Below are 24,997 nucleotides of genomic sequence, written 5' to 3'. Positions count from 1 at the left end.
AGCGTGAACATCAGGTGGGAGCGGGAAAGTCGCTCTGGCCTATATCACGCAAGACATTGGAGATTAATATCATGAAAGGAAATAACGCTTTTGCGACGCTTGGCATTGCGGATTTCGCGTCGTTTAAATCGCGTCCTCGGAAGACGGCCGAAGTGTATTACAAAGCGGTCGTTTCACCCGATCATCCGGGCATAGGCAAGCCAATATTCTCCGCTACTCGGCATCTTTATTTCGGCACAAAAGAGACGTTTAGCGTTATTGGTCAATATTTTACGGACGAGGTGGGTGAGATCATTTCATTTGTGATAGATCGCTCCCTTACGGACGGTACGCATGAAATTGGCGGGTTCGGAAGCCCTGTCGCGGGATTGATGACTATGTCGCATGAAATCTTATATGCGAAAACAGGAACAATAGAGTTTGCGCGCAAACACGAAGAAGGTATCGATTCGATTACGGCAACATTCAATTTTGAAATCGAGCACCGCGGGCAAACATACCGGGTATCAGAAGGTAAACTGTTTGTTGTAGCTAGCGGTCCACTTTAAGTTTTGTGGATAGACCGTTGACGCCAATTCGCTCAACGGGCGAGCCAGCGCTTGCCAAACGGCCCCATCCTGGTGGCTGCTGTGTTTGGCGCGCGCCCTTGAGTATTTCACTGCGTATGTCGCACCCCGGAATCGTGGCGGCACCCTACGCAGTATTTCCGCAAATCAGCCCTTGGCCGCCATCGCCGTCACTTCCACACGCATCCCTTCAACCGCTAGCGAGGCGACGCCCACCGCCGCCCGCACCGGCCAAGGCTTGGCGAAGTAGCGTTTGTAGACTTCGTTGAACGCCGCGCGATCAGCCATGTCGGTGAGGTAAATGGTCAGGTGCAGCACCCGGTCCATCGAACTGCCAGCACGTTCCAAGGCGACTTTCAGCGCTTGCAGCGTGCACTCGCTTTGCTCGGTGATGCCGCCGAGTTCCAGGCTGCCATCGGCGCGGGTCGGGATTTGCGTCGAGACCATGATCCCGCCAAAGGTGGCGACGTCGGAAGAAATCGAATCGGTGTCCGGATCAGGCGTGAAGATGATGTCTTGATTGGCCATGGGCATCTCTTGTTTGAGTGGATGAAGATCGCGCCAGTTTACAGATTCTTTCCCACCATGGCCCGGACGGGGACCGCGACACGTTTGTATAAGCGTGTATCAACGCTTAGCCGATACACACGGCAACACCAAACTGCGCCTTCGAGACACATCCGCCTTACATGCCAAGCCCAAAGTAGCCCTCACACCAACACTACGTTCAAGAGGGCACCACCATGTACCGTCCACTGTTTCTGGCTTCTGCCGTTGTCTTCGCCTCCCTTGCCGGTTTCGCCCATGCGGCGGATGCGCCGGCGACGAGCTGGCAGAAAGGTCTGAGCCGGACTGATCTGGTTCGCCAGGATCTCGGCGCTGACAATCGCGAAGTTATTCAGGCGCGTATCGATTTCGACGCTGGCGTCACCTCACCTCGGCATGCGCATCCCGGCGTGGAAGTGGCCTATGTCATCAGCGGCACGTTCGAGTATCAGCTCGAAGGGCGGGCGCCGGTGATACTCAAGGCCGGTGATTCGTTGTTCATTCCGGCGGGCGTTGCGCATGTGGCCAAAAACGTCGGCAACGAGAAAGGCGTCGAACTGGCCACTTACGTCGTCCCGAAAGGCGAACCACTGCTGATCCTCAAGCCATGAGGCGCCAGTCCGCTATTTCGAGCGCGGCTTGCTCATCGCGCGCTTGATGCGCATCCAGTCCTGATAGGCCGCCGTTCGTTTGGCGTCGGCCAGAGCCTTGGCCTCGGTGAAACGAGCCCAGGCTTCAGGGTTGTCGGTATCGTCCCCGATGAGTTGATAGGCCGCTTCTTCCATCAAGTCGGCCTGTCGGAACATCGCGGCGTTATTGGCCATCTCGTCATCCCATGATCGGCCGAAACCGAACCTCAAGAGGTGTTCAGTCATTTTGCGTGATCCTCCTCCCAGACCAGGGGTACTGATTCTCGCCATTGCACCCCGGTCACGCCAAAGCGCTCCGCCATCGGTTTGGAAAAACGTTTCAATGGAGGCCGACCGGGGCGCGGGATGGGCGCGATTCCTGCGTCGCAACTTGCCCACTGCCACGCTTCGGCGTTGTTCAGGTTTTTTGTGCGAATGACGAATGACCTGGGCTTTCCATGTAACAGGTACTCGATCACGTACAAGTCCACTGCGCTCATACATTTCCTCCGGCTGTTAAAAAGAGGGATGTCTGGCGAAATGAATAATTCAGAGAAAATTCTTTTGGCTGGGATGACCGGCATGCGCCGCTTGTTTTGCGTTATACCGCCCGTTGGGGCGTGTACAAGTTGAGGCGCCAATGCATTACATGATCTTGTAATGTCGCTGCTTAGAGTGGGGAGCTGAATAGAATGAAACGCATCTAAAACGACGCGTTATTCAGGAGGGGCTTCAGGAGTGAATGCATGAGGAGACAAAGTCTGCGTGAATCTCGGTGTCTTCAACCGCTGTGATCAGCCCGGCATGCAAAGCTTCTTCAGGATTGATAATGCGCGGAGCCGCTGTCAGGTATTTCTCTGTCTCCAATGCATTTTTCCCGTTACTGGTACGCTCGGCGACAATCTGCGCGTACAGATGCAAGTCGTAATCCAGGCTCATGGCATATTCCGACATGCGCGAATGATCAACCGCTCCCTGCAAGTGCCAATGAAAAGGGTGAAACAGAAACTTGCTATGAGTGCACGCGGTTCGGCGCTGGCCGGCGAGGAAAACGATATTGCCCATCGACTCGACCGTTCCCAGGTTATGGGTGTGTACCGGCACGGGCAGCGCCATCAGAAAGTTGTACATCGTGAAACCGTAACTGCATTCGCCACCCATGGTAGCGATGTTCAGAATCAACCTGGGGGCATCTTCCTTTACCGCACGCGAGGCTCTATCAATCAGCTGACCGCAGGTTGAAGCATTGATCGGGCCGGTAAAGTTAATCACGTGAACAGGCATGGCAATTTCCTCGACGGGCCGGGGCTCTGCGAACGGGCTCTTTGCGCAAGGACTGGTGCCCGTCAGTCAGGAGCAGCGTTCGTACGTTGGCGTCGTTTGCGTTTCTCGAGAGTTTTCAGAGTCAACGTTCAACTGCCTGCGCTCGTAACATTCATGTTGGGCACGATCGCTGTGCTGCGGGTGGCCAGGTTTTCTTTCAATGCACGAAGACCCAGCGTTGTCCGGCATTTTCTCCGGGGAGCTGCGCGTCGCTTCTGGAACAGCTTCAGCGCCTTCGCGTTGGTGTAACTGGCTTGGAGGAGTATGTGTGGAGGTGTTCATCTCTGCGCTCCGTCGAATATTACAAGGGCAGCGAGGCTGCCCTTGTACCGCTCACTTACGACTTGCGACCTCCACTGTGGCTGGATTGTCCGCCTTTGCGACCAGCCTCGGATGCTTTTTCACGATCGTTGGCGAAGTTGCCGCCAGACTGCCCGCCTTTTTTCCCGGACTCTTGCATCTTGTCACGATCGTTGCCGGCGTTACCTGTATTTTTATTTCCGGTGGTCATGATAGCTCTCCGATATCTATTAACGTTTCGCTAGTGATGTCCGTTTTCGTCATGGACACCTACTTCGATTACATATCGGTTCACGGTGTTTTGATTTTTTTTAATTGATCCGATGAGCGGTGCCTGCACTTTCTACTTGTATTGGCCAGTGGTGCACATATAACGAAAGGGGCTACGCTCAATCGCAATGGATAATAAAGAAAAACAGTTACACCCATGCCGAGCCGGCTGTTGAAGTTAATTGAACCTCGACTATCTGAACCGTGGCAACGGCCGATCAATTGGCTTGAGCGTCGAAAGCGTGTCGCGAATCAGCGGCGTATCCTTTTCGATGTCGTGCAGTCGATCGCGGATGCGCAGTGCTGTCGGATGCCCGCCTTGGTGATCAACCCAGTCGGCGATCTCTTTGCAGGCGGCTGCCAGGCGCGCCTGGCGGGCGTCGAGCAGGGTGAGGAGGGTGGTGATGGACTCTTTTTCGGACATGAAACACCTCCGTTCGCTGAAACGGCTGAGTTGCAACAAAAAGCCCGCGTGGCGCGAACCTTCAGATCAACTATAGAAGACCTGTGTGATCGTGCAAAAAATACCCAGTTCAGCTCATCGGCAAATCTTGTAGGAGTGAGCCTGCTCGCGATAGCGGTGGGTCAGTTGACATCTTCATCAACTCAAAGGCCGCTATCGCGAGCAGGCTCACTCCTACAGGGGAGTTGTGCGACTCAAGACGCCTCGCTCACCTCACACATCCGCTCGAGAAACATCGCCAAGGCTACTTCCTCGGCGCGCAGGCCTTTGCGCACTCGCGGGCGGGGCAGTTCGGCAAGGGCGCCGAGCATGAAATGTTCGAGCACGGCAGGGTGGATGTAGCATTTGCGACACACCGCTGGCGTGTTGCCCAGCTGTTTGGCGACGTTCTTCACCGCTTCGACCACATGGCGCTTGGCTTCGGTTTCCGACTCATGCTGCAGCTCGCGCAGCACTGCCAAAGCCAATGCGCTGCCCGCCCAGGTGCGGTAATCCTTGGCGGTGAATTCAGCGCCGGTGAGCTTTTGCAGATAGGCGTTGACGTCGGAGGAGGTGACAGTGTGCCGTTCGCCGTGTTCATCAAGGTACTGAAACAGGTTTTGCCCGGGAATCTCCAGGCAGCGCTTGATGATTCGCGCCAGACGCCGATCCTTGACGGTGATCTGGTGCTCGATGCCGCTCTTGCCACGGAACTGGAACAGGATCGCGCTGCCGTTGACCTCGACATGCCGACTGCGCAACGTGGTCAAACCGTAAGAGCGATTGTCCCGCGCATATTGCGTATTGCCGACGCGGATCAGCGTGGCGTCGAGCAAGGTGATGACCGTGGCCATGACCTTGTCGCGGCTGAAGCCCGGGGCGTCGAGCAGCGCCTCAAGCTGGCGCCGCAGTTTGGGCAGTGCCAGGCCGAATTCGCGAAGGCGCGAGTATTTGTCGGCGTCGCGCACTTCGCGCCAGCGCGCGTGATAACGGTATTGCTTGCGTCCGCGCGCATCGCGGCCGGTGGCTTGCAGATGACCGCACGGGTCGGCGCAGATCCACACATCGGTGTAAGCCGGCGGCACCGCGAGGGCATTGATGCGTTTGATTTCCTCCGGGTCGGTGATGCGCTGGCCCGACGGTTCGAAATAGACGAACTTGCCGCGCAGTTTTTTCCGGGTGATACCAGGCTGAGTGTCATCGACGTAATGCAGATCGGCGGGCAGGGCATCTGTCAGCACGGTATCGGGCATGGCGGTTTCCTTCGGTCATACGGCAGTCTGTAACTGATTGACCGCAGGCGCTGGCCGTCGTGCCGAATGTTTTACGCGAGCACCGCCACCGCCTTGATCTGCGCCCACAGCCGCTGGCCCGGATGCACGCTCAGTTGATCACGCGAGAAGCGGGTGATCCGCGCCAGAAGCGGCGTGCCACCGGCATCAAGGCGAATCAGCACGTGGGCACTGTTGTCAGCGGCCTGTTCGCTGATGACGGTAACGGGCAGACGATTGAGAATGCTGCTGGCTGCATCATTGTTCAGCGCCAGGCTGATGTCGCGGGCGTGCACTTTGCAGCGCAGAGTCTGGCCCACGGCCATCGGCGCATGGGTGACGCGAATGTTCATTTCGGTAGCTGGCAGTTGCAGGCTGAGCAATTGATAGGTGGCGTCGTAGGCGCTGACCTGGCCTTCGATGATGACCCCGGCGTCATCACCCATTGCCAAGGGCAGATCCAGGCGTGCGAGGGTCTCGCCGATCGGGCCGCTGGCGAGGGCTTTGCCATCACGGAGCAATACCAAATGATCGGCCAGGCGCGCGACTTCATCCTGGGCATGGCTGACGTACAGCAGCGGAATATCCAGTTCGTCATGCAGGCGTTGCAGGTACGGCAAGATTTCGCTTTTGCGCCGGCTGTCGAGAGCCGCCAGTGGTTCGTCCATCAGCAACAGTCTCGGGCTGGTCAGCAGGGCGCGGGCGATGCCGACGCGCTGCCGCTCGCCGCCGGACAGATGCTGCGGGTGACGCTCAAGCAAATGGCCGATGCCGAGCAGTTCGGTCGCTTGGTTGATATCGACCCGGCGTTGCGACTTGGCGATGCGTTTGAGACCAAACTCCAGATTGGCCAGCACCGACAGATGCGGGAACAGGCTGGCTTCCTGAAACACATAGCCAAGCGCACGTTTATGCGGCGGGACGAAGATGCCGTTGGCGCTGTCCTGCCAGATCTCGTCATTGATCTGCACAAAACCCTGCTCGGCGCGCTCCAGCCCGGCGATGCAGCGCAAGCAAGTGGTTTTGCCCGAGCCGGAATCGCCAAACAGCGCAGTGACGCCCCGGCCCGGCACTTGCAGATCAACATCCAGTTCGAACCCCGGATAAGTGCGTTTCAGGCGTACATCAATCATCGATCAGCTCCAGCCTGCGCGGGTTTTGCGGCTGGAATACAGCGCCAGCAACACCAGAAACGAGAACACCAGCATCGCCCCGGACAGCCAGTGCGCCTGGGCATATTCCAGTGCTTCGACGTGGTCGTAAATCTGCACCGATACCACGCGGGTCTTGTCGGGAATGTTGCCGCCGATCATCAGCACCACGCCGAACTCACCCACGGTGTGGGCAAAACCAAGGATCGCTGCGGTGATGAAACCGGGGCGCGCCAGCGGCAGGATCACGCTGAAGAACGTGTCCCAAGGATTGGCGCGCAACGTCGCGGCGACTTCCAGCGGGCGGGTGCCGATCGCCGAGAATGCGTTTTGCAGCGGTTGCACCACGAAAGGCATGGAGTAGGTTACCGAGCCGATGACCAGCCCGGTGAAACTGAACGTCAGCGTGCCCAGCCCCAGCCATTGAGTGAACTGGCCGAGAAAACCGTGCGGCCCCAGCGCCAGCAACAGATAAAAGCCGATCACCGTCGGCGGCAGCACCAGCGGCAGGGCGACGATGGCGCCAATCGGGCCGCGCAACCACGATGAGGTGCGCGACAGCCATAACGCGATCGGTGTGCCGATCACCAGCAGGATCACGGTGGTCAGTGACGCCAGTTTCAGCGTCAGCCAGATCGCGGCGAAGTCGGCACTGGTCAGCGACATTTACAGTTCATATCCGAAGGATTTGATCACCGCAGCGGCTTTCGGCCCTTTGAGGTAATCGACCAGGGCCTTGGCAGCGGCGCTGTCCCGGCCCTTGTTCAAGATCACCGCGTCCTGTTTGATCGGATCATGCAGGGTGGCGGGAACAATCCATGCCGAGCCACTGCTGATTTTGCCGTCCTTGTAGATTTGCGACAGCGCCACAAAGCCCAGTTCGGCGTTACCGGTGGAGACGAACTGGTAGGCCTGAGTAATGTTCTGGCCTTCGACGATTTTGCTTTTCGTGGCTTCGCTCAACTGGAGTTTTTCCAGCACCTGGGTGGCGGCGAGACCGTATGGCGCAGCTTTTGGATTGGCGATCGCAAGGTGTTGGTATTGGTTGGTTTTCAACATTTCGCCCTGCGCATCTACGTAGCCTTCTTTCGCTGACCACAGCGCTAGCGTGCCGATGGCGTAGGTGAAGCGCGAACCTTTGACGGTTTCGCCTTCCTGCTCAAGCTTTGCCGGGGTCGCGTCGTCAGCAGCGAGAAACACTTGGAACGGTGCGCCATTCTTGATCTGGGTGTAGAACTGGCCGGTGGCGCCGTAAGCGGCGACCAGCTTGTGGCCGGTGTCTTTTTCAAAGTCGGCAGCGATGGCCTGGATTGGCGCGGTGAAGTTGGCGGCGACCGCCACTTGCACTTCGTCAGCTTGCGCGGCGCCCATACTGAACATTGCGAGGAATGAGGCGAGGCAGACAGGGGCGAGGCGTGTGGCAGCAAGTGTCATGTAAAGGCTCCGTGATCGGCGGTAAATGCTTTGCTTTGGATAACGCCGATACACGGGCGCAATCGCTGTATACGGAAATATATAGCGATACGCCGCCAAGTGGCGAGGGAATAAATCCGCTCGCCGCGTAAATTCAATGACGGTTGAGTTTCGCCAAGGCGCCTTCGGCCAGTTGCCGGGTCAGTTCAGCGCTGCCGATATCCTTGCCGAGCGTAAGCGCCTGTCCGGCCCAGAGGTTGGCAAAGTCGGCGTCATCCTTGGCCCGCAGCGGCATCAGCGCACCGCCAGCCAACGGGAAGGCCGGCGCCTGCGCTGACATCGGGCCGAGTTCACGCATCGCCCGATTGACAATGCCCCGTGCCGGGCGTCCGGTAAAAATGTTGGTGATGGCGGTCTCGCTTTCCTTGGCGGTGCGCAGGGCCTTGTGGTGCGAGGCGCTGACCTTCGCCTCCGGGGTAAACAGAAACGCCGTGCCGACTTGCACCGCCGAGGCGCCGAGCATCAACGCCGCCGCAACACCCCGGGCATCGCTGATCGCACCAGCCGCAATCACCGGCACATTCACCGCGTCGACCACCTGTGGCACCAATGCAAAGGTGCCGACCTGGGTGCTCAGATCATCGCTGAGAAACATCCCGCGATGCCCGCCCGCCTCATAACCCATGGCGATGATCGCATCGCAGCCGTGTTGCTCCAGCCAGATCGCTTCTTCGACCGTGGTGGCAGACGAAAGGATTTTCGCCCCGGTTGCCTTGACCCGATCAAGCAGATTTTTCTCCGGCAACCCGAAATGAAAACTCACCACTTCGGGGCGGAATTCTTCGAGCACGGCACACGCGGCCTCGTCGAACGGAGCACGGTTGGACACCGGTGTCGGCGCCTCGAAATCGGCACCGAGTTCGCGGTAGTAAGGTTCGAGCAGATTTTTCCAGTCCCGGGCTCGCTGCTCATCAGGCGCCGGTGGCTGATGGCAGAAAAAATTGACGTTGAACGGCTTGGTGGTGTGCTGGCGAATCGTCTTCAGTTCTTCGCGCAGTTGCTCGATGCTCAGCATCGCTGCCGGCATCGAACCGAGGCCGCCGGCATTGCACACGGCAGTCACCATCGAAGAGTTGGTCGCCCCGGCCATCGGGCCTTGGATGATCGGCAGTTCGATACCGAGAAGATCAAGGATACGGGTGTCTGGCCACTGGCTCATAAAGCAATTCTCCGAACGATGAAACGGGCAGGGACGGCAAGCGGTTTTAGCAGCAAAACCGGCTGCGGCGCCAGTCTGAAATTCTGAACATTACGTGCAGTTTTTCAGCGTCGGTGTGGGTGGCTTAGCGAAAGTCGAGTGTGGCAATGTGTTGCGATGTGTTATTTCAGGGCACGCTTTCTTCCCATTATTTTCGAGGGGCCGTCATGTTCAATGCCATTCTGATCGACAAAGACGACAGCGGTTATCGCGCCAATCTGCAGCAAATCGATGAGCAGCAACTGCCCGAAGGCAACGTCAGCGTGAACGTCGCGTACAGCACCCTGAATTTCAAAGACGGCCTGGCGATCACCGGCAGCAGCCCGGTGGTACGCAAGTTTCCCATGGTGCCGGGGATCGATCTGGCGGGGACTGTAGAGTCGAGTTCGCATGCCGATTTCAAGCCGGGCGATCGGGTGCTGCTCAACGGTTGGGGCGTCGGTGAGAGCCACTGGGGCGGACTGGCGCAAAAGGCCCGGCTCAATGGTGACTGGCTTATTCCATTGCCCGAAGCTTTCACCCCGGCGCAAGCCATGGCCATCGGCACCGCAGGCTACACGGCAATGCTGTGCATTCTTGCACTGGAGCGCCATGGCCTGACACCGGATCACGGCGAAGTGCTGGTCACCGGCGCCAATGGCGGGGTCGGCAGCTTTGCCATCGCCTTGCTCAGCAAGTTGGGATACCGCGTGGTGGCCTCCACCGGCCGCGTGTCCGAGCATGAATACCTGCAGCAATTGGGTGCTGCCGACATCATCGATCGAGCCACCTTGTCCGAACCGGGCAAGCCGTTGGCGAAAGAGCGCTGGGCGGCGGTGGTCGATTCGGTCGGCAGTCACACGCTGGCGAATGCTTGCGCCAGCACACGTTCGGAAGGCGTGGTTGCGGCATGCGGGTTGGCGCAAGGTATGGACTTTCCCGCCTCGGTAGCGCCGTTCATTCTGCGCGGCGTGACGCTGGCTGGAATCAACAGCGTGACCCAGCCCAAGGCGCGCCGTATCGAGGCCTGGGGCCGACTGGCCAAGGATCTGGATTTCTCGTTATTGCAATTGATCAGTCACGAAATCAGTTTGAGCGAAGCCCTTGAGGCTGCGCCCAAACTGCTCGCCGGGAAACTGCGGGGCAGGGTGGTGGTCGACGTCAATCGTTGAGTTCGCGCGTAAGCAACTGACGCTTGCGCTCGACGCCCCAGCGGTAGCCGGAAAGGTTGCCATCGCTGCGCACCACGCGATGGCAGGGAATCGCCACCGCCAGGCGGTTGGCCCCGCAAGCCTGGGCCACGGCGCGCATCGAAGTCGGCGCGCCGATGCGTTGCGCGATTTCGGCATAACTGGCGGTGCGGCCTGCGGGGATCTCACGCAGCGCCTGCCAGACGCGCTCCTGAAACGCTGTGCCGCGTATATCCAGCGGCAAGTTCAGGCCCGTCGCGGGCGCTTCGACAAAGCCGACGACGCTGGCGATCAACTGTTCAAATTCGCTGTCGGCGCCGATCAGGTTGGCGTTGCGAAACTGATCCTGCAGGTTGCAGACCAGTTGATGCGGATCGTCGCCGAGCAGAATCGCGCAGATCCCACGTTCGCTTTGCGCCACCAGAATCGCCCCCAGCGAGCATTGGCCAACGGCAAAGCGAATGTCGTTGTTCTGCCCGGCGGCGCGGTAATCGGTGGGCTTCATGCCCAGCAGTTGATCGGCTGATTCGTAAAAACGGCTGTTGGAGTTGAATCCGGCGTCATACAGCGCATCGGTCACCGAGCCGCCGTCCGCGAGGCGCGCACGCAGCTTGCGTGAGCGGTGCGCCGTGGCGTAAGCCTTCGGCGTCAGGCCGGTCGCTGCTTTGAATAGCCGGTGGAAATGAAAAGGGCTAAGGCCAGCGGTGGCCGCGAGGCTGCTGAGCGCCGGCAGCGTTTCACAGGTCTCGATCTGCCGACAGGCTGCAGCCACGATCGCTGCATGCTGCGCATCACTCTGATCCTTGCTGGCGCGTTTGCTTGGCCGATACCCGGCAGCTTCGGCCAGTTCGGCGCTGTCGAAAAACTCGACGTTCTGCGGTTTCGGCAGGCGCGCAAGACTGCTCGGTCTGCAGTAGATGCCAGTGGTTTTTACCGCGTAGACAAATTGCCTGTCCGCACCCGGATCGCGCGCCACCACAGCGGCCCAGCGGGGATCGTGTTCAATGCTGATTGTCTTCGAAAGCGTGTCCATGAGAGGGAATCCGTTGACCTGTTTGAGTCAGGTTAACCAGCATCGTAACCCGCAACACTCCGCGCCTTGCGGTCAAACTTTTACTGATCGCCAGCAACGCGGAAGGTGATGTTGATGCGCCGCTCGCCCAAGAGCGGGTGACGGCCAGGTTTGATTGGCAGCACGCCGTGATAGCGCAGACGGTCCACGCCGCCCCAGACCACCATGTCGCCATGCAACAGCGGAATGCGCCGGGTTTTATCGCTGCGTTCGAAACCGCCGAACAGAAACATTGCCGGCAAACCTAGCGACAGCGAAACGATGGGCGCGGCATAACCTTTTTCGTCTTTGTCCTGATGCAGCGACATTTTGGCGCCGGGGACGTATTGGTTGATCAGGCAGGAGTCGGCCTGAAAACCCGGGAAACCGGCGCGCTCAGCCGCTTGGTGTGCCAGTTCGGCAAACACCGCCGGCATCGACGGCCACGGCAAGCCGCTGAGTGGATCGACGCTGGAATAACGGTAACCGCTGCGATCAGTGATCCAGCCCAGCTGTCCGCAACTGCTGGTGCCGACCGACATGCTGAAACCGCCGGGGGTGACCATGTGGCGTAGCGGGGCGGCGGCAAGAATGGCGTCGAGCCCGGTCAGCAGTTGCTCGACCTGCGGCAAGGCGAACCCGCGCAGCACCCACGATTGTTCGCCGATCTGCTCGGCGCGGGGCTGCTGTACGGGTTCGTTGTCGGCGAACAGGTCTAAGGTGGTCGGTTGCATAGGTTGGTTACAGCGCTTTGCTGACCTTGATGTCACTGAGCTCTTCGTCAGCGTGCATTTTCTTCAGCGCCGCTTTCGCTTCCTCGTCAGTGCCGGTTTCCAGCTCGGCGAATTCGAAACGCTGTTCACCGTCCAGTTTGTACTTGATCACGTATTTGGTTTTTTGCGCCACGGTCATGTTTCCCTTTCAGAATAGGCTGCGCGTCTCAGCTCAGTTTAGTGCTGGAGCGACGGATGATCTTGATCGAGTGGGTCAGCGTCGGCTTGCGCGTCACGCTGATTGCGCGGCGGTTGACGGTGTCGATGGTGATGTTCCAGAAGCCGGTGCTCGGTGCGGTGATGCGTGCCGGGAACGTGTCGAACGCGCCGCCGTGGTAGGTGTGACGGCCGCCGTTTTTGAAGCTGCGGAAGTTGGCGTCGTTCATCAAACGGATGTTGCACATCTGCGAGCATTGAATGACGACGATGTCGTCTTCATTGAGGTGCTCGCGCTGGTGAATGAATTTCATGGGCGCCTCCAGAAGGGCTTTTTCTACTAAATCAAAACGATAGCTTGTCGATGGGCGCAGTTTATCAGCCCGCACGGGTTATTATCTGGCCGTCGGGCGTTGCTTTGACAAATTTTGAACAGAACTTCGCCATGGCGGGCGGGTTAAATGCACAAGGCCCCGGAGAAAAGCGGCATTTGTGCTGTCGGACGGTCTTTAACGGAGGATTTATATGAAGTGGGGTGTGGTGTGTGTGCCGTTGATTCTGGCGATGGCCGGTTGTGCAAATGTTTCCGAAATCAATGAAACGCTGCCAACCATGAGCGTGATCTCCGGCAAAAAGCCCCAGGAGTATGCGCAGTGTCTGACCGACAAGCTCGCTGACAGTCGTGGTGCGTTGCAAGTCCAGCCGCAGAAGGACGGTGTACGAGTCATCGTTCCCGGCAAACTTTCGTCAGGCCCGGCAGCCGTGTTTGATATCGAAGATCGCGCCGGCGGCAGCAGCATCAAGCTGCATGAGCGCATGTCCAACGTGCCGGTTCGCCCTCGCGATGTACAGAAAGCTGCGAACGCCTGTATTTCCGGCTGATAGACTAGCGAACATCACCACCCGATGCCGTCACAGTCCTGCTGTGGCGGCATTGTCATTTATGGAGTCGCAATGAAGCGAGAGCACGTGCGGGAGCGCCACGCAGAGGGCCTTATCTCTGCCACTCATGTCATCCAGAACCCGGCGAATCCGGGTGAATGGATCGTGTTTTTCAAGAAGAGTGCAGGGCGCAGCTACTTTTTGGTGGATGACAATGACGAGGTCGAGTCCTTCAATCGGCTCGACGACCTGATCGAGGTCGTCCGTGGCCTCGGGATCAAATTCGCCGAAATCCACATGTAAGGCTTACTTGCAGACGACCACGACGTTACGGGTCTTGTAATTGCCAACGTCAACGCCCAGGGTTTTGTCATCTTCCTTGGGCGCCGGTGTGCCATCAGTGCCGACGATGCGATAGCCGGTGCCAGCGCAGGAGGCATCGGCCTTTTCGTAGCACATGGCCCATGAATTGGCTTCGCCGGAACAGTCGATGCTCAGACCCTGTTCGCCATTGTTCAGATAGGTGGGCTGCGAAGTGGCACAGCCGCTCAGTACCAATACCGCGAAAAGCGGCTGCAGTTTGTTCAGGTTCATGGTTGCGAGGTCTTCAAGTGGGGGACTGGTTGCTCTGACAGCGCCGCGATGAAAAGGTTATAGCGATTGGCCACTTGTTTGCCAACAAAGCACAAAAAAGCCCTGCAGCTGGCAGGGCTTGGCGCGAGTGCTAAAAGGATCAGTCCTGATCTTTGCCTCGGCGCTTGGAAGAAGCAGGCGTATCAGTGAACACCGAGGCCACATCTGTCGCCATCTGCTCGCTGTCGAAAGGCCCGGCGATGTGTTCGCCATTGGTAGTGGTCAGCGTCCACTTGCCGTCTTTCTTGTCGATCACATACCCGTTGATGATTTTTACCGCAGCCATCTAGTCTGTCTCATTCGCTGGTTCAAAGGCGCCATGATAGCGGCAAATGCTCGCAATGGGGGCTGATAAGCGTATGGTGATCCTGTTTGCCCGGATCTTGAGCTACGCTGACTCCGCCGCTGAAATACCCGGATGGAACTATCCGCGCGAATATTTCTCTATGTTGGCATCGGTTAGCCAGCGCGGGGCATTGTAAGGCGCACGCCGCCTGATTAGACTGCCCCGAAACTCGTACACACAGCCTTTTCAAGGACTTATATGATCAAGAAATGCTTGTTTCCAGCAGCCGGTTACGGCACTCGCTTCCTCCCAGCGACCAAAGCCATGCCTAAAGAAATGCTGCCGGTGGTAAACAAGCCACTGATCCAGTACGGCGTTGAAGAAGCACTGGACGCGGGCCTGACTGAGATTTCCATCGTCACCGGCCGTGGCAAGCGTGCTCTGGAAGACCACTTCGACATCAGTTACGAGCTGGAAAACCAAATCAAGGGCACCGACAAGGAAAAGTACCTGGTCGGTATCCGCAAGCTGTTGGACGAGTGCTCGTTCTCCTACACCCGTCAGACCGAAATGAAAGGTCTGGGCCACGCGATCCTGACTGGCCGCCCGCTGATCGGTGACGAACCGTTCGCCGTGGTCCTGGCGGACGACCTGTGCGTGAACATCGATGGCGACGGCGTGCTGACCCAGATGGTCAAGCTGTACAAGCAGTTCCGCTGCTCGATCGTCGCGATCCAGGAAGTCGATCCGCAGGAAACCAACAAGTACGGTGTCATCGCTGGCGAAATGATCCGCGACGACATCTACCGCGTGCACAGCATGGTCGAGAAGCCAAAGCCGGAAGACGCGCCGTCGAACCTGGCGATCATCGGTCGCTACATCCTGACCCCGGACATCTTCGACCTGATCGAACAGACCGAGCCAGGCAAGGGCGGCGAAATCCAGATCACCGACGCCCTGATGAAGCAGGCCCAGAACGGCTGCGTCATGGCCTACAAGTTCAAGGGCAAGCGTTTCGACTGCGGTGGTGCTGAAGGCTACATCGACGCGACCAACTTCTGCTTCGAAAACTTCTACAAGACTGGCAAGGCTTACTAATAGTCTTCGCCTCGTCTGCAAAAGAAAGCCACCTTCGGGTGGCTTTTTCATTTTCCGCCCTTATATGGATGGCAGTGCTTGCCCAATGAATGGCTGCGGGTATGCTGATGGCCTGCCGAGGAGATAGAAATGGCCTACGATTTTGACCTTTATGTGATTGGTGCCGGTTCCGGCGGTGTGCGGGCTGCGCGGTTTGCCGCAGGCTTCGGGGCGAAAGTGGCGGTGGCAGAAAGCCGTTACCTGGGCGGCACGTGCGTCAACGTCGGCTGCGTGCCGAAAAAGCTGTTGGTCTACGGCGCGCACTTTGCCGAGGACTTCGAGCAGGCGTCCGGTTTCGGCTGGAACCTGGGCGAAGCCAACTTCGACTGGGCCACGCTGATCGCCAACAAGGACCGTGAAATCAATCGCCTTAACGGCATTTATCGCAATCTGCTGGTCAACAGCGGCGTGACCCTGCACGAGGCGCACGCGAAAATCGTTGGGCCGCACGAGGTCGAGGTTAATGGCGAGCGCTTCACCGCGAAAAACATTCTGATCGCCACCGGCGGCTGGCCGCAGATCCCTGAAATTCCGGGGCATGAGCATGCGATCGGTTCGAACGAAGCGTTCTTCCTGAAAGAGTTGCCCAAGCGTGTGCTGGTGGTGGGTGGCGGTTATATCGCGGTCGAGTTCGCCGGGATTTTCCATGGCCTCGGTGCCAACACCACGCTGCTGTATCGCGGCGATCTGTTCCTGCGTGGTTTCGATGGGTCGGTGCGCAAGCACCTGCAAGAAGAATTGACCAAGCGCGGCCTCGATCTGCAATTCAATGCCGACATCGCGCGCATCGACAAACAGGCCGACGGCAGCCTGAAGGCGACGCTCAAGGATGGTCGCGTGCTCGAAGCCGACTGCGTGTTCTACGCCACCGGCCGGCGTCCGATGCTGGACAATCTCGGCCTGGAAAACACCGATGTTCAGCTCGACGACAAGGGCTTTATCAAAGTCGACGACCAGTATCAAACCACCGAGCCGTCGATTCTGGCGCTGGGCGACGTCATTGGTCGCGTGCAACTGACCCCGGTCGCTCTGGCCGAAGGTATGGCCGTGGCGCGGCGTCTGTTCAAGCCGGAGCAATACCGTCCGGTGGACTACAAGATGATTCCGACCGCCGTGTTCAGCCTGCCGAACATCGGCACAGTCGGTTTGAGCGAAGAGGAAGCGCGCGAATGTGGCCACGAAGTGGTGATTTTCGAAAGTCGCTTCCGGCCGATGAAGCTGACCCTGACTGACTGTCAGGAGAAAACCCTGATGAAGCTGGTGGTCGACGCCAAAACCGACAAGGTACTTGGCTGCCACATGGTCGGGCCGGACGCTGGCGAGATCGTGCAAGGTCTGGCGATCGCCTTGAAGGCCGGCGCGACCAAGCGCGACTTCGACGACACCATCGGGGTGCACCCGACGGCCGCCGAAGAGTTCGTCACCATGCGTACGCCGGTCAGCGCTTAAGCATCCTTCGCTTTGGCTGAGTCTGGTGCTGCCGCAACGGTAGCCGCCAGACGCTGGCTGTCTTCAAGGCTTGCCTGAACCTTGAGCAATTCCTTTTCCAGTGACTGATTGAGCTGCGTCTGCTCGTCGACGCTCTGCTTGAGGGCTCGGCTTTCCAGTGTCGCCACGCGCAGACGTTCCTGGAGAAGGGTGCGCTCGCTGTCCATGCGCGTGGCCTGCTCGAGCAACTGATCCTGACGCTGATTGCTGTGCTTGAGCTGATCCTGCACCAGGTTCAGCTCGCGCTGAGTGCCACGGTTTTCGGTGAGCAGGCGTTCGTTATCGCGGTGCAATTGTGTGATCTCATCCTGACGCACCAATGCGCTCTGCTGGGCTTGACGCAATTCTGCCTGTATCTGCTGAAGTTGCCCTTCGTGGCGGGCCTGCTCCTGCTCGCGCTGTTCCTTGGTGGCGTTACGGTAATGCTCCAGCGCATCGCGGGCGTGCAGGTGCTTTTCTTCCAGTGAGCGGATCTGCTCGTCCTTGTCCTGCAAGCGCAATTCAAAGTCGGCCAATGCCTGGTTGAGGCCGGCGTTGCGCGTCTGTTCGGTTTGCAGCATCGAGCGGGTGTTGCTCAGCGCTTCGGATTCGCGTTGCAGTGCGGCGCCTTGAATGTCGTGGTCGTGCTCGAGTTTTTCCAGCGCCTGGCGAACCTGTTTCAGCTCGGTTTCCAGTGCTTCGCGTTGCTCCTCGAACTGTTCGCGGGCTTGCTCGATGGGTTCCTGTGCTTGTTCTTTCAGGCGCTGGGCGAGGCGAGAGACGAGGGCGGTGAGCTCATCATCGATCGGTTCTGCTGACGCCTCATTCGGCTGTGCACCGTCGTCCAGTTCTTTCAGATAGCGATGGATCGTGGTTTTCGAGCCGGTGTTGCCCATTTCAATGCGTACTGCATCGATGCTTGGGTGTTCGCCGCGAGCCAGGATCGCTGTGCGTGCGATTTGCACCAGTGCTTTGGTAATGCCGCCACGGGCCATGTGAACTCCTACGTTTACGTACTGTGGTACATGCCACTAAAGTACGCAGTGTACCATGCTGAAAATATAGGTAAATCTTTGAAATAAAACAGGCGGGATATACTGGTATTACCCAATGTCAGGGGGCAAAATGCGCCTCTGCATGTCTGAACCCGTACACCAGCGAGAAAACTGCCATGAGCGACATCGATCGATATCTGCAAGCCGCCACCCGCGACAACACTCGCCGCAGCTATCGCATGGCCATCGAGCACTTCGAGGTGACGTGGGGCGGATTTCTCCCGGCTACTGCCGACAGCGTTGCGCGCTATCTGGTGGAGCACGCTGGCGTGCTGTCGATCAACACTCTGAAGCTGCGTCTGTCCGCGCTGGCGCAGTGGCACAACAGTCAGGGCTTTGCCGATCCGACCAAGGCGCCAGTGGTGCGCAAGGTGTTCAAGGGCATTCGTGCTTTGCATCCGGCGCAGGAAAAGCAGGCCGAACCGTTGCAGTTGCAGGATCTGCAACGAGTGATCGATTGGTTGGAACAGGAGGCGCAAACCGCCCGCGAGGATCAGGATCGCCCGACCTTGCTCAAGGCGTATCGGGATCGCGCGCTGATTCTGTTGGGCTTCTGGCGCGGCTTTCGCAGCGACGAGTTGTGCCGCTTGCAGATCGAGCATGTGCAGGCGAGTGCTGGCAAAGGAATCACTTTGTATTTGCCGCGCAGCAAGGGCGACCGGGAAAACCTCGGACAGACTTATCAGGCCCCGGCGCTGTTGAAGCTGTGCCCGGTGCAGGCTTATATCGACTGGATCACCGAAGTCGCGCTGGTGCGCGGCGCAGTTTTCCGAAGCATTGATCGGTGGGGCAATCTGAGCGAGGAGGGCTTGCACGCCAACAGCATCATTCCGCTGTTGAGACAGGCCCTGCAACGTGCCGGGATTGCCGCCGCCAACTACACCAGCCATTCACTGCGGCGTGGCTTTGCCACATGGGCGCATCAAAGCGGCTGGGATCTGAAATCACTGATGAGTTACGTTGGCTGGAAGGACATGAAATCCGCCATGCGCTATGTTGAGGTCAGCCCATTCCAGGGAATGGCTCGGATTATGGATAAGCCGGATCAGTCGTAGAGATCGTTTTCTTCTATTAATACAGTCAGCTAATAGCGAAAACAAATCAACAGTATCAGGTTTGCCAATGAGCCTTCCGTCGAGTGAGTGGGTAGGATTCACCCATCAACTTCATAACCCCTGACGGAGAGTCATCGATGCCTATCATCAACAGCCAAGTAAAACCGTTCAAAGCTACCGCGTTCAAAAACGGCGACTTCGTTCAAGTCTCGGATGCTGACTTGAAAGGCAAGTGGTCCGTAGTGTTCTTCTACCCAGCCGACTTCACCTTCGTGTGCCCAACCGAGCTGGAAGACTTGGCTGACAACTACGCTGAGTTCAAGAAGCTGGGCGTGGAAATCTACAGCGTTTCGACCGACACCCACTTTGCTCACGCTGCCTGGCACAACACTTCGCCAGCCATCGGCAAAATCGAATACACCATGATCGGCGACCCTACCCAAGTCATCTCCCGCAACTTCGACGTGCTGATCGAAGAAACTGGTCTGGCTGACCGTGGCACCTTCGTGATCAACCCTGAAGGCCAGATCAAAATCGTTGAACTGAACGATGGCGGCGTTGGCCGTGACGCTTCCGAGCTGCTGCGCAAGATCAAGGCTGCTCAGTACGTCGCTGCACACCCAGGCGAAGTTTGCCCGGCCAAGTGGAAAGAAGGCGAGGCCACTCTGGCTCCGTCGCTGGACCTGGTCGGCAAGATCTAAGTCTGTGACATGCAACGCAGGGCGGCACGCCGCACCTTCTTAAGTTAGCTGCACCGCCCAATAAAAATGCCCGGGCGAGATTCGCTCGGGCTTTTTTTCGCCTCAAATAAAGGAAATCGCCCGTATGTTGGACGCCAATCTTAAAGCCCAGTTGAAATCGTACCTGGAACGGGTCACCCAACCGATCGAGATCGTTGCATCCCTCGACGACGGTGCGAAATCCCGTGAAATGCTGGACCTGCTGAAAGACGTTGCCAGTCTTTCGAGCCTAATTACCCTGATCGACAGCGGTGACGATGCCCGTAAACCATCGTTCTCGATCAATCGCCCTGGAGCCGACATCAGCCTGCGCTTCGCCGGCATTCCAATGGGCCACGAATTCACCTCGCTGGTGTTGGCCCTGCTGCAAGTCGGCGGCCACCCGTCGAAGGCCAGCGTTGAAGTCATCGAGCAGATTCGCTCGCTCAAAGGCGAGTTCAGCTTCGAGACTTACTTCTCGCTGTCTTGCCAGAACTGCCCGGACGTCGTCCAGGCGCTGAACCTGATGGCCGTGCTCAACCCGAACATCCGCCACGTCGCCATCGACGGCGCGCTGTTCCAGGACGAAGTCAACGATCGCAAGATCATGGCTGTGCCGAGCATCTACCTCAACGGTGAAAACTTCGGCCAAGGCCGCATGGGACTGGAAGAAATCCTCGCCAAACTCGACACCGGCGCGATTGAGCGTCAGGCCGAGAAGATCAGCGCCAAGGAAGCCTTTGACGTGCTGGTTGTCGGCGGTGGCCCGGCCGGTGCTTCGGCGGCTATTTATGCCGCACGTAAAGGCATCCGCACTGGTGTCGCGGCTGAGCGCTTCGGCGGTCAGGTGCTCGACACCATGGCCATCGAGAACTTCATTTCCGTGCAGGAAACCGAAGGGCCGAAACTGGCCACGGCGCTGGAAGAACACGTCAAGCAGTACGACGTCGACATCATGAACCTGCAACGTGCCGACAAGTTGATCCCGGGCAAGAACGGCGAACTGCATGAAGTCCACTTCGCCAGCGGTGCAACGCTGAAAGCCAAGAGCGTGATCCTCGCGACCGGCGCACGCTGGCGCGAAATGAACGTCCCGGGCGAGCAGGAATACCGCAACAAAGGCGTGGCGTACTGCCCGCACTGCGACGGGCCGCTGTTCAAGGGCAAGCGCGTAGCGGTGATCGGCGGCGGTAACTCCGGCGTTGAAGCGGCCATCGATCTGGCCGGTATCGTGTCGCACGTAACGCTGCTGGAATTCGACGTACAACTGCGCGCCGATGCTGTGTTGCAGCGCAAGCTGCACAGCCTGCCGAACGTCACGGTGATCACCAGTGCGCAAACCACTGAAGTCACCGGCAATGGTGAGAAGGTCAACGGTCTGCGTTACAAGGATCGCACTACAGATGAGCTGCGCACGGTTGAGCTGGAAGGCATCTTCGTGCAGATCGGTCTGCTGCCGAACACCGATTGGCTGAAGGGCACCATCGAGCTGTCGCCGCGTGGCGAGATCATTGTCGACAACCGTGGCGAGACTTCGATCTCGGGGATCTTTGCAGCGGGCGACGTGACGACTGTGCCGTACAAGCAGATCGTGATCGCAGTGGGCGAGGGCGCCAAGGCTTCGCTGAGTGCGTTCGATCACTTGATTCGCACTTCGGCCCCGGCGTAACTGCCAGGTCGAAAACGAAAAAACCCATGAGCGATCATGGGTTTTTTTGTGCCTGGCACAAATCCAAATGTGGGAGCGAGCCTGCTCGCGAAAGCGTCTAATCAGCCAACATCATTGTTGAATGACATACCGCCTTCGCGAGCAGGATCGCTCCCACAATGGATTTATATCGTCAGTTACAGCGGCGCAGGCTGAATGATCTCGACCCAGTAGCCATCCGGGTCCTTGATGAACGCCAGGCTCTTCATCCGGCCGTCGGTCAGGCGCTTCTGGAAATCGCAACCCAGCTCTTCAAAGCGTGCACACGCTGCGACGATGTCCGGCACCGAAATGCAGATGTGACCAAAGCCACGCGGGTCGGTGTTGCCGTTGTGATAGGCGAAGTCGGCATCGTTTTCGGTGCCGTGGTTGTGGGTCAATTCGAGAATGCCTGGAATCGATTTCATCCATTCGGTACGCGCGGCAGCATCGGCCGGGATCTGCGCTTTATCGACCAGCGCAAGGAAGTACAGGCTGAATTCGGCTTCCGGAAAATCACGCTTCTCGACCAGCGAGAAACCCAGGACGCGGGTGTAGAAATCCAGCGACTTGGTGATGTCCTTCACGCGCAGCATGGTGTGGTTGAACACGAAGTTGCGGGTTGCGCTGTCTGGCGTGGCGGTCACGCCGGGAAAAGTGTTCAGTTCGTTGAGGCTCATGGGCCCTCCAATAACAATGGGCGAGTGAATGGGCGCAATGATACGCATGCCGGCCGGCATCGCCAAATGCAAGGCGGGCTTGCCCTGCGCGAGGGCGGGGCTCAGACTTTGCCTTCTATCTACGAGTGCGTCCGGCAATGATCCGACTGTTCAAATCCGTGTTTGTTTTTTTTGCTTTGTCATTGGCCGTGGTTTTCCCGGCCATGGCCGAACCGAGCATCACCTGGCCGGCGGGCTGGAAGGTTGAAATGTTGCCGGATACCGCGCCGCCAGTCTCGCGGCAAAGGGCGGTGAAGCTCGATGCTGACGGCAATCAGGTGATGGTGATGGAGTTGACCATGACGCAAGTGGAGGCGGGGCATCAGGTCAATTTGCAAGGCGTGTTGCTGGAGATGCGCAAATCCATCCAGAAGGATTTCTTCCGCAGTGGTTATCAGAGCGTCTGCAACCGAATCCATCCGGCTGCGCTCGGATCATTGACCGGGTTGGAGACGACCTGCACGATCACCGAGAACGGCCGGCACGTATTATCACAAACGCTGGTGGCCGCCGTGGAAACAGACAAGGCTTATGTACTTTCATATGCCGGTCAGGCTGACGTTTATAAGGGAAGCGCGGACGAGATAGAGGCGGCGCGCAATAGCCTGAAATTATAAACGCCCGTACTAACTCGTAGCGGTTCGAATACCGGAAAGGATTAAGCACATAGTTTGATCAAGCGCTCGAGGTAACATCGCGCAGCAAAATGTTTAGCCTGATGATTCAGAAGCGTTACACAAATTTCCAACTTGTTCGATGAAAATCATTTCATTTGTTAGATATTGTCAATAAAAAAGCCCTGCATCAGGCAGGGCTTTTTGTTGACGTCAGATTAACCGCGCAACCATGAATCCACGGTGGCCGCACCGTACTGTTCTTTCCAGGCTTTCAGGCCGCGATGATTGCCGCCCTTGGTTTCGATCAGCTCGCCAGTGTGCGGGTTCTGGTAAACCTTGACGACGCGGGCGCGGCGGGTCTTCGGCGCTGGGGCGGCCTGCAGACCAGACTTCGCCGGGTTCGGGTCGAGGATGGCGATGATGTCTTTCAGGCCTTTGCCGTAGGTTTTCATCAGTCCCTGGAGCTTTTCTTCGAATTCGATTTCTTTCTTCAGCCCGGCATCGTTCTTCAGCGATTCCAGCTGTTTGAGCTGTTCCTGAAGGGCCTTTTCAGCTGCGCGAAATTCAGCGAGTCTGGACAATATCTTTACTCCAATAGTGTGTTTGGCTGATACCAACCGCAAACAAAGCTATAAGCCAAGAGCCTGGAAGCGACTCGGTGATAATTGGCTCACCTGCCAGTCTGGCTCAGGTTGAAAAAATTGTAGTAGTTAATGCGACAAGAGTAAATCCTGATGTTGTCGCCATGTAACAACAATGACTTTTTGTATCAATTTGGTGCGGTTGTTCGGCGGGCAGTGTCGGCGATTTAATGATGAGTTAATGCTTCGAGGAAATCAGCGCCAGGCATCGGTCTACCGTACAAATAGCCCTGCAAAAAGTTAACGTTATGCTCGGTCAGGTAATCAGCCTGGGCCTGAGTTTCGACACCTTCGGCAACAATGCCCAAGTCCAGTTTGGCCGACAGTTCAATGATGGAGTCGAGAATATGCCTCGATAGCGCGTCTACGCCGATCATGGCCACGAAGCTCTGATCGATCTTTAGAAAGTCGACGTTGAAGGTGCGCAGATAACCAAGGCTCGAGTGTCCGGTACCAAAGTCGTCGATTGCGATTTTCACTCCAAGTGCGTGCAATTGCTCAAACAACTGAAGCGTGATGTCGTTCGGCTCGATCAGTTCGCGCTCCGTCAATTCCAGTACCAGTTCGACGCTGCCGGGCGCAAACGCCGCCAAGAGGTCCCGACAATCTTCGACCAGCTCCAGATCCTGGCAGTGGCTGGCGCTGATGTTGATGCCGATATGGAAAGGTTTGGCGAAGGCCGCAGAATGCGGTCCCAGCAGGGCGGCAGTCTGTTGCATCAGCGCGCGAGTCATCGGCACGATCAAGCCTGAATGCTCGGCAAATGGAATGAACAGATCCGGGCGTACGAGGCCCTCTTTCGGGTGATTCCAGCGCATCAGCACTTCGGCACCCGACCATCGCTTGCTGTCGCCGTGAACCACGGGCTGGAAGTACGGAATGAATTCCCCGGCCTCAAGTGCGCGCATCATTTCGTGGCTGGGCGAGGTCGATCGCTTCTGAACGAAGTGGCCAATGGCACCGGAGATTGCTCCGAAGAAAATCAACAGACTGAACAGCGGAGGATATTCAGCCGCCATGTAACGCCGGACTTCGCCCTGGGGGAAACCCGCCGACACTTTGAAACCGTAACGCTTGGATTCCAGCAGGCTGTGCGCGACCGGCGGGGCAGGCAGTGATCCCTGATGAACTTTGCCGTCGGCGGACAGCCAGTTATGGCCCACTTGCAACATCAGTAATGTCTGGCGGCCGATCAGGCGCAGGATGTTGCTCAGGTGATAACCATCAAGCGTGGTCAGCGCGCCGCCACGACCGTCGCTGAGGCGGTAGATCAACAATGCCGTATCGGGCGTCACCGGATTGCCGTTCATCAACCACAGTTTGCCTTGATGATAGTCCCCGGCATTGACGGCTTCCTGGAACGCCCCGAAGAGTGAGCTGCAGTAGAGATTGTTGTCCCAGACCAGATTGGTCGAGCGCACGAAGGGGCGGCGGGTCACTTGTTCGCGCAGGGCCAGTTTCACCTCTTCGCAATTTTTTCCGGCAAGCGGCAGCAGGACCCGAGCGGCTTCTGCCGTGTTATCGAGCATCAGATCGAACTGTCGCAGCGCTTGTTCGGCCGTCTCCCCGGCACTTTGCTGCAGTGTGCGTTCTGCCTGCATATAAAGAATCCCACTGCCCAGTACGATCGGCAGCAGACCGCTGAGCACAGTCACGACGATGCGGGTCCTGCGTTTGCGGCGGGTTCGACGGGTCAGCGGCATGGACACATCCTGTGGTCTAGAAATCCGACCCGATAAACAATTGAGCCAGAGGGAGAATAGATCGCAGATGGCTCTTGC

31 protein-coding genes and 1 pseudogene are annotated in these 24,997 nt (G+C 57.9%); 11 read left to right on the top strand and 21 right to left on the bottom strand.

Annotation, left to right across the window (positions count from 1 at the left end):
• Positions 1 to 71 precede the first annotated feature (71 nt).
• Positions 72 to 548 (top strand): hypothetical protein, encoded by a 477-nt coding sequence (locus KVG87_RS02215; protein ID WP_076562629.1) that lies wholly within the window; start codon positions 72 to 74, stop codon positions 546 to 548.
• Between the two features lie 165 nt (positions 549 to 713).
• Here KVG87_RS02215 and KVG87_RS02210 read toward each other — a convergent pair whose 3' ends face one another.
• Entirely contained in the window at positions 714 to 1,094 is a 381-nt protein-coding gene (locus KVG87_RS02210) for a RidA family protein (RefSeq protein ID WP_056789594.1), read from the bottom strand.
• Between the two features lie 215 nt (positions 1,095 to 1,309).
• Between KVG87_RS02210 and KVG87_RS02205 the strand changes: the two genes are divergently transcribed.
• Positions 1,310 to 1,723 (top strand): cupin domain-containing protein, encoded by a 414-nt coding sequence (locus KVG87_RS02205; RefSeq protein WP_076562631.1) that lies wholly within the window; start codon positions 1,310 to 1,312, stop codon positions 1,721 to 1,723.
• 12 nt (positions 1,724 to 1,735) lie between these two features.
• Here the strand turns inward: KVG87_RS02205 and KVG87_RS02200 are convergent, their stop codons facing one another.
• The 10 genes and pseudogenes from KVG87_RS02200 to KVG87_RS02155 all read right to left on the bottom strand — a co-directional run bounded on the left by KVG87_RS02200 (position 1,736) and on the right by KVG87_RS02155 (position 9,130).
• Positions 1,736 to 1,987 carry a hypothetical protein gene (locus tag KVG87_RS02200; RefSeq protein WP_076562633.1) on the bottom strand — a complete coding sequence of 84 codons (252 nt, stop codon included), beginning with the start codon at positions 1,985 to 1,987 and terminating at the stop codon, positions 1,736 to 1,738.
• On the bottom strand, positions 1,984 to 2,241 hold the full coding sequence (locus tag KVG87_RS02195) for a DUF6555 family protein (protein ID WP_217848976.1): 258 nt from the start codon (positions 2,239 to 2,241) through the stop codon (positions 1,984 to 1,986). Before KVG87_RS02195 ends, KVG87_RS02200 begins: the two co-directional genes overlap by 4 nt.
• 232 nt (positions 2,242 to 2,473) lie before the next feature.
• Positions 2,474 to 3,025 carry an ATP-dependent Clp protease proteolytic subunit gene (locus KVG87_RS02190; protein ID WP_217848975.1) on the bottom strand — a complete coding sequence of 184 codons (552 nt, stop codon included), beginning with the start codon at positions 3,023 to 3,025 and terminating at the stop codon, positions 2,474 to 2,476.
• A 376-nt stretch (positions 3,026 to 3,401) separates the two neighbouring features.
• Positions 3,402 to 3,518: pseudogene (locus tag KVG87_RS02185) on the bottom strand (con-10 family general stress protein); the annotation flags it as partial.
• Between the two features lie 309 nt (positions 3,519 to 3,827).
• On the bottom strand, positions 3,828 to 4,058 hold the full coding sequence (locus tag KVG87_RS02180; RefSeq protein ID WP_076562638.1) for a hypothetical protein: 231 nt from the start codon (positions 4,056 to 4,058) through the stop codon (positions 3,828 to 3,830).
• 233 nt (positions 4,059 to 4,291) lie between these two features.
• A complete protein-coding gene (locus tag KVG87_RS02175) occupies positions 4,292 to 5,329 on the bottom strand; it encodes a DNA topoisomerase IB (protein ID WP_217848974.1) in 1,038 nt (345 codons plus the stop codon).
• A gap of 71 nt (positions 5,330 to 5,400) precedes the next feature.
• On the bottom strand, positions 5,401 to 6,480 hold the full coding sequence (modC, locus tag KVG87_RS02170) for a molybdenum ABC transporter ATP-binding protein (protein WP_217848973.1): 1,080 nt from the start codon (positions 6,478 to 6,480) through the stop codon (positions 5,401 to 5,403).
• A 3-nt stretch (positions 6,481 to 6,483) separates the two neighbouring features.
• Positions 6,484 to 7,164, bottom strand: a complete 681-nt coding sequence (gene modB, locus KVG87_RS02165) for a molybdate ABC transporter permease subunit (RefSeq protein WP_217848972.1) — start codon at positions 7,162 to 7,164, stop codon at positions 6,484 to 6,486.
• Entirely contained in the window at positions 7,165 to 7,932 is a 768-nt protein-coding gene (gene modA / locus KVG87_RS02160) for a molybdate ABC transporter substrate-binding protein (RefSeq protein ID WP_217848971.1), read from the bottom strand.
• A 133-nt stretch (positions 7,933 to 8,065) separates the two neighbouring features.
• Positions 8,066 to 9,130, bottom strand: a complete 1,065-nt coding sequence (locus KVG87_RS02155) for an NAD(P)H-dependent flavin oxidoreductase (protein ID WP_217848970.1) — start codon at positions 9,128 to 9,130, stop codon at positions 8,066 to 8,068.
• Between the two features lie 206 nt (positions 9,131 to 9,336).
• Here KVG87_RS02155 and acuI point away from each other — a divergent pair, with 206 nt between their 5' ends.
• Positions 9,337 to 10,320: an acrylyl-CoA reductase (NADPH) gene (gene acuI / locus KVG87_RS02150; protein ID WP_217848969.1), complete on the top strand. Its 984-nt coding sequence runs from the start codon at positions 9,337 to 9,339 to the stop codon at positions 10,318 to 10,320.
• Here the strand turns inward: acuI and ada are convergent.
• The 4 genes from ada to KVG87_RS02130 form a co-directional block, all read right to left on the bottom strand.
• A complete protein-coding gene (ada, locus tag KVG87_RS02145) occupies positions 10,310 to 11,371 on the bottom strand; it encodes a bifunctional DNA-binding transcriptional regulator/O6-methylguanine-DNA methyltransferase Ada (protein ID WP_217848968.1) in 1,062 nt (353 codons plus the stop codon). The genes acuI and ada overlap by 11 nt on opposite strands.
• Before the next feature lie 80 nt (positions 11,372 to 11,451).
• Positions 11,452 to 12,123, bottom strand: coding sequence for a DNA oxidative demethylase AlkB (gene alkB, locus KVG87_RS02140; RefSeq protein WP_217848967.1), 672 nt, complete (start codon positions 12,121 to 12,123; stop codon positions 11,452 to 11,454).
• Positions 12,124 to 12,130: 7 nt separating this feature from the next.
• Entirely contained in the window at positions 12,131 to 12,301 is a 171-nt protein-coding gene (locus KVG87_RS02135) for a hypothetical protein (protein WP_016774926.1), read from the bottom strand.
• A 28-nt stretch (positions 12,302 to 12,329) separates the two neighbouring features.
• Positions 12,330 to 12,632 (bottom strand): DUF1883 domain-containing protein, encoded by a 303-nt coding sequence (locus KVG87_RS02130; RefSeq protein WP_007912251.1) that lies wholly within the window; start codon positions 12,630 to 12,632, stop codon positions 12,330 to 12,332.
• 211 nt (positions 12,633 to 12,843) lie between these two features.
• Here KVG87_RS02130 and KVG87_RS02125 point away from each other — a divergent pair, with 211 nt between their 5' ends.
• Together KVG87_RS02125 and KVG87_RS02120 are read left to right on the top strand one after the other, a co-directional pair.
• On the top strand, positions 12,844 to 13,200 hold the full coding sequence (locus KVG87_RS02125; protein WP_016774925.1) for a hypothetical protein: 357 nt from the start codon (positions 12,844 to 12,846) through the stop codon (positions 13,198 to 13,200).
• Positions 13,201 to 13,272: 72 nt separating this feature from the next.
• The gene (locus KVG87_RS02120; RefSeq protein WP_016774924.1) at positions 13,273 to 13,503 is read left to right on the top strand and encodes a hypothetical protein; all 231 of its coding nucleotides are present in this window, start codon (positions 13,273 to 13,275) and stop codon (positions 13,501 to 13,503) included.
• Between the two features lie 3 nt (positions 13,504 to 13,506).
• On the opposite strand, the gene KVG87_RS02115 is transcribed toward KVG87_RS02120, so the two are convergent.
• Together KVG87_RS02115 and KVG87_RS02110 are read right to left on the bottom strand one after the other, a co-directional pair.
• Positions 13,507 to 13,794, bottom strand: a complete 288-nt coding sequence (locus KVG87_RS02115; RefSeq protein ID WP_016774923.1) for a hypothetical protein — start codon at positions 13,792 to 13,794, stop codon at positions 13,507 to 13,509.
• Between the two features lie 139 nt (positions 13,795 to 13,933).
• Positions 13,934 to 14,119 (bottom strand): hypothetical protein, encoded by a 186-nt coding sequence (locus KVG87_RS02110; protein ID WP_016774922.1) that lies wholly within the window; start codon positions 14,117 to 14,119, stop codon positions 13,934 to 13,936.
• A 258-nt stretch (positions 14,120 to 14,377) separates the two neighbouring features.
• Between KVG87_RS02110 and galU the strand changes: the two genes are divergently transcribed.
• Entirely contained in the window at positions 14,378 to 15,217 is an 840-nt protein-coding gene (gene galU, locus KVG87_RS02105) for a UTP--glucose-1-phosphate uridylyltransferase GalU (protein WP_024013124.1), read from the top strand.
• A gap of 129 nt (positions 15,218 to 15,346) precedes the next feature.
• On the top strand, positions 15,347 to 16,705 hold the full coding sequence (gene gorA / locus KVG87_RS02100; RefSeq protein ID WP_217848966.1) for a glutathione-disulfide reductase: 1,359 nt from the start codon (positions 15,347 to 15,349) through the stop codon (positions 16,703 to 16,705).
• Here the strand turns inward: gorA and KVG87_RS02095 are convergent.
• Positions 16,702 to 17,718: a DNA-binding protein gene (locus tag KVG87_RS02095; RefSeq protein WP_217848965.1), complete on the bottom strand. Its 1,017-nt coding sequence runs from the start codon at positions 17,716 to 17,718 to the stop codon at positions 16,702 to 16,704. The genes gorA and KVG87_RS02095 overlap by 4 nt on opposite strands.
• Before the next feature lie 176 nt (positions 17,719 to 17,894).
• On the opposite strand from KVG87_RS02095, the gene KVG87_RS02090 reads away from it, so the two are divergent.
• The 3 genes from KVG87_RS02090 (at position 17,895) to ahpF (ending at position 21,221) form a co-directional block, all read left to right on the top strand.
• Positions 17,895 to 18,833: a site-specific integrase gene (locus tag KVG87_RS02090; protein WP_217848964.1), complete on the top strand. Its 939-nt coding sequence runs from the start codon at positions 17,895 to 17,897 to the stop codon at positions 18,831 to 18,833.
• A gap of 137 nt (positions 18,834 to 18,970) precedes the next feature.
• Entirely contained in the window at positions 18,971 to 19,534 is a 564-nt protein-coding gene (ahpC, locus tag KVG87_RS02085; protein WP_217848963.1) for an alkyl hydroperoxide reductase subunit C, read from the top strand.
• 124 nt (positions 19,535 to 19,658) lie between these two features.
• On the top strand, positions 19,659 to 21,221 hold the full coding sequence (gene ahpF / locus KVG87_RS02080; protein ID WP_217848962.1) for an alkyl hydroperoxide reductase subunit F: 1,563 nt from the start codon (positions 19,659 to 19,661) through the stop codon (positions 21,219 to 21,221).
• A 176-nt stretch (positions 21,222 to 21,397) separates the two neighbouring features.
• Here the strand turns inward: ahpF and gloA are convergent, their stop codons facing one another.
• Complete coding sequence (gene gloA / locus KVG87_RS02075) at positions 21,398 to 21,919, bottom strand: lactoylglutathione lyase (protein WP_039762746.1); 522 nt, start codon at positions 21,917 to 21,919, stop codon at positions 21,398 to 21,400.
• A gap of 137 nt (positions 21,920 to 22,056) precedes the next feature.
• Between gloA and KVG87_RS02070 the strand changes: the two genes are divergently transcribed.
• Positions 22,057 to 22,575 carry a DUF4946 domain-containing protein gene (locus KVG87_RS02070; protein WP_217848961.1) on the top strand — a complete coding sequence of 173 codons (519 nt, stop codon included), beginning with the start codon at positions 22,057 to 22,059 and terminating at the stop codon, positions 22,573 to 22,575.
• A 215-nt stretch (positions 22,576 to 22,790) separates the two neighbouring features.
• Here the strand turns inward: KVG87_RS02070 and KVG87_RS02065 are convergent, their stop codons facing one another.
• Positions 22,791 to 23,156 carry a histone-like nucleoid-structuring protein, MvaT/MvaU family gene (locus KVG87_RS02065; RefSeq protein ID WP_041480175.1) on the bottom strand — a complete coding sequence of 122 codons (366 nt, stop codon included), beginning with the start codon at positions 23,154 to 23,156 and terminating at the stop codon, positions 22,791 to 22,793.
• A gap of 227 nt (positions 23,157 to 23,383) precedes the next feature.
• Positions 23,384 to 24,919 carry an EAL domain-containing protein gene (locus KVG87_RS02060; RefSeq protein WP_076562666.1) on the bottom strand — a complete coding sequence of 512 codons (1,536 nt, stop codon included), beginning with the start codon at positions 24,917 to 24,919 and terminating at the stop codon, positions 23,384 to 23,386.
• Between the last annotated feature and the right edge of the window lie 78 nt (positions 24,920 to 24,997).

Source organism: Pseudomonas siliginis (genome assembly GCF_019145195.1).
Taxonomy (GTDB): Bacteria; Pseudomonadota; Gammaproteobacteria; order Pseudomonadales; family Pseudomonadaceae; genus Aquipseudomonas; species Aquipseudomonas siliginis.
Note: the sequence above shows the minus strand (reverse complement) of the source record. Positions and strands in the feature narration are given on the sequence as shown.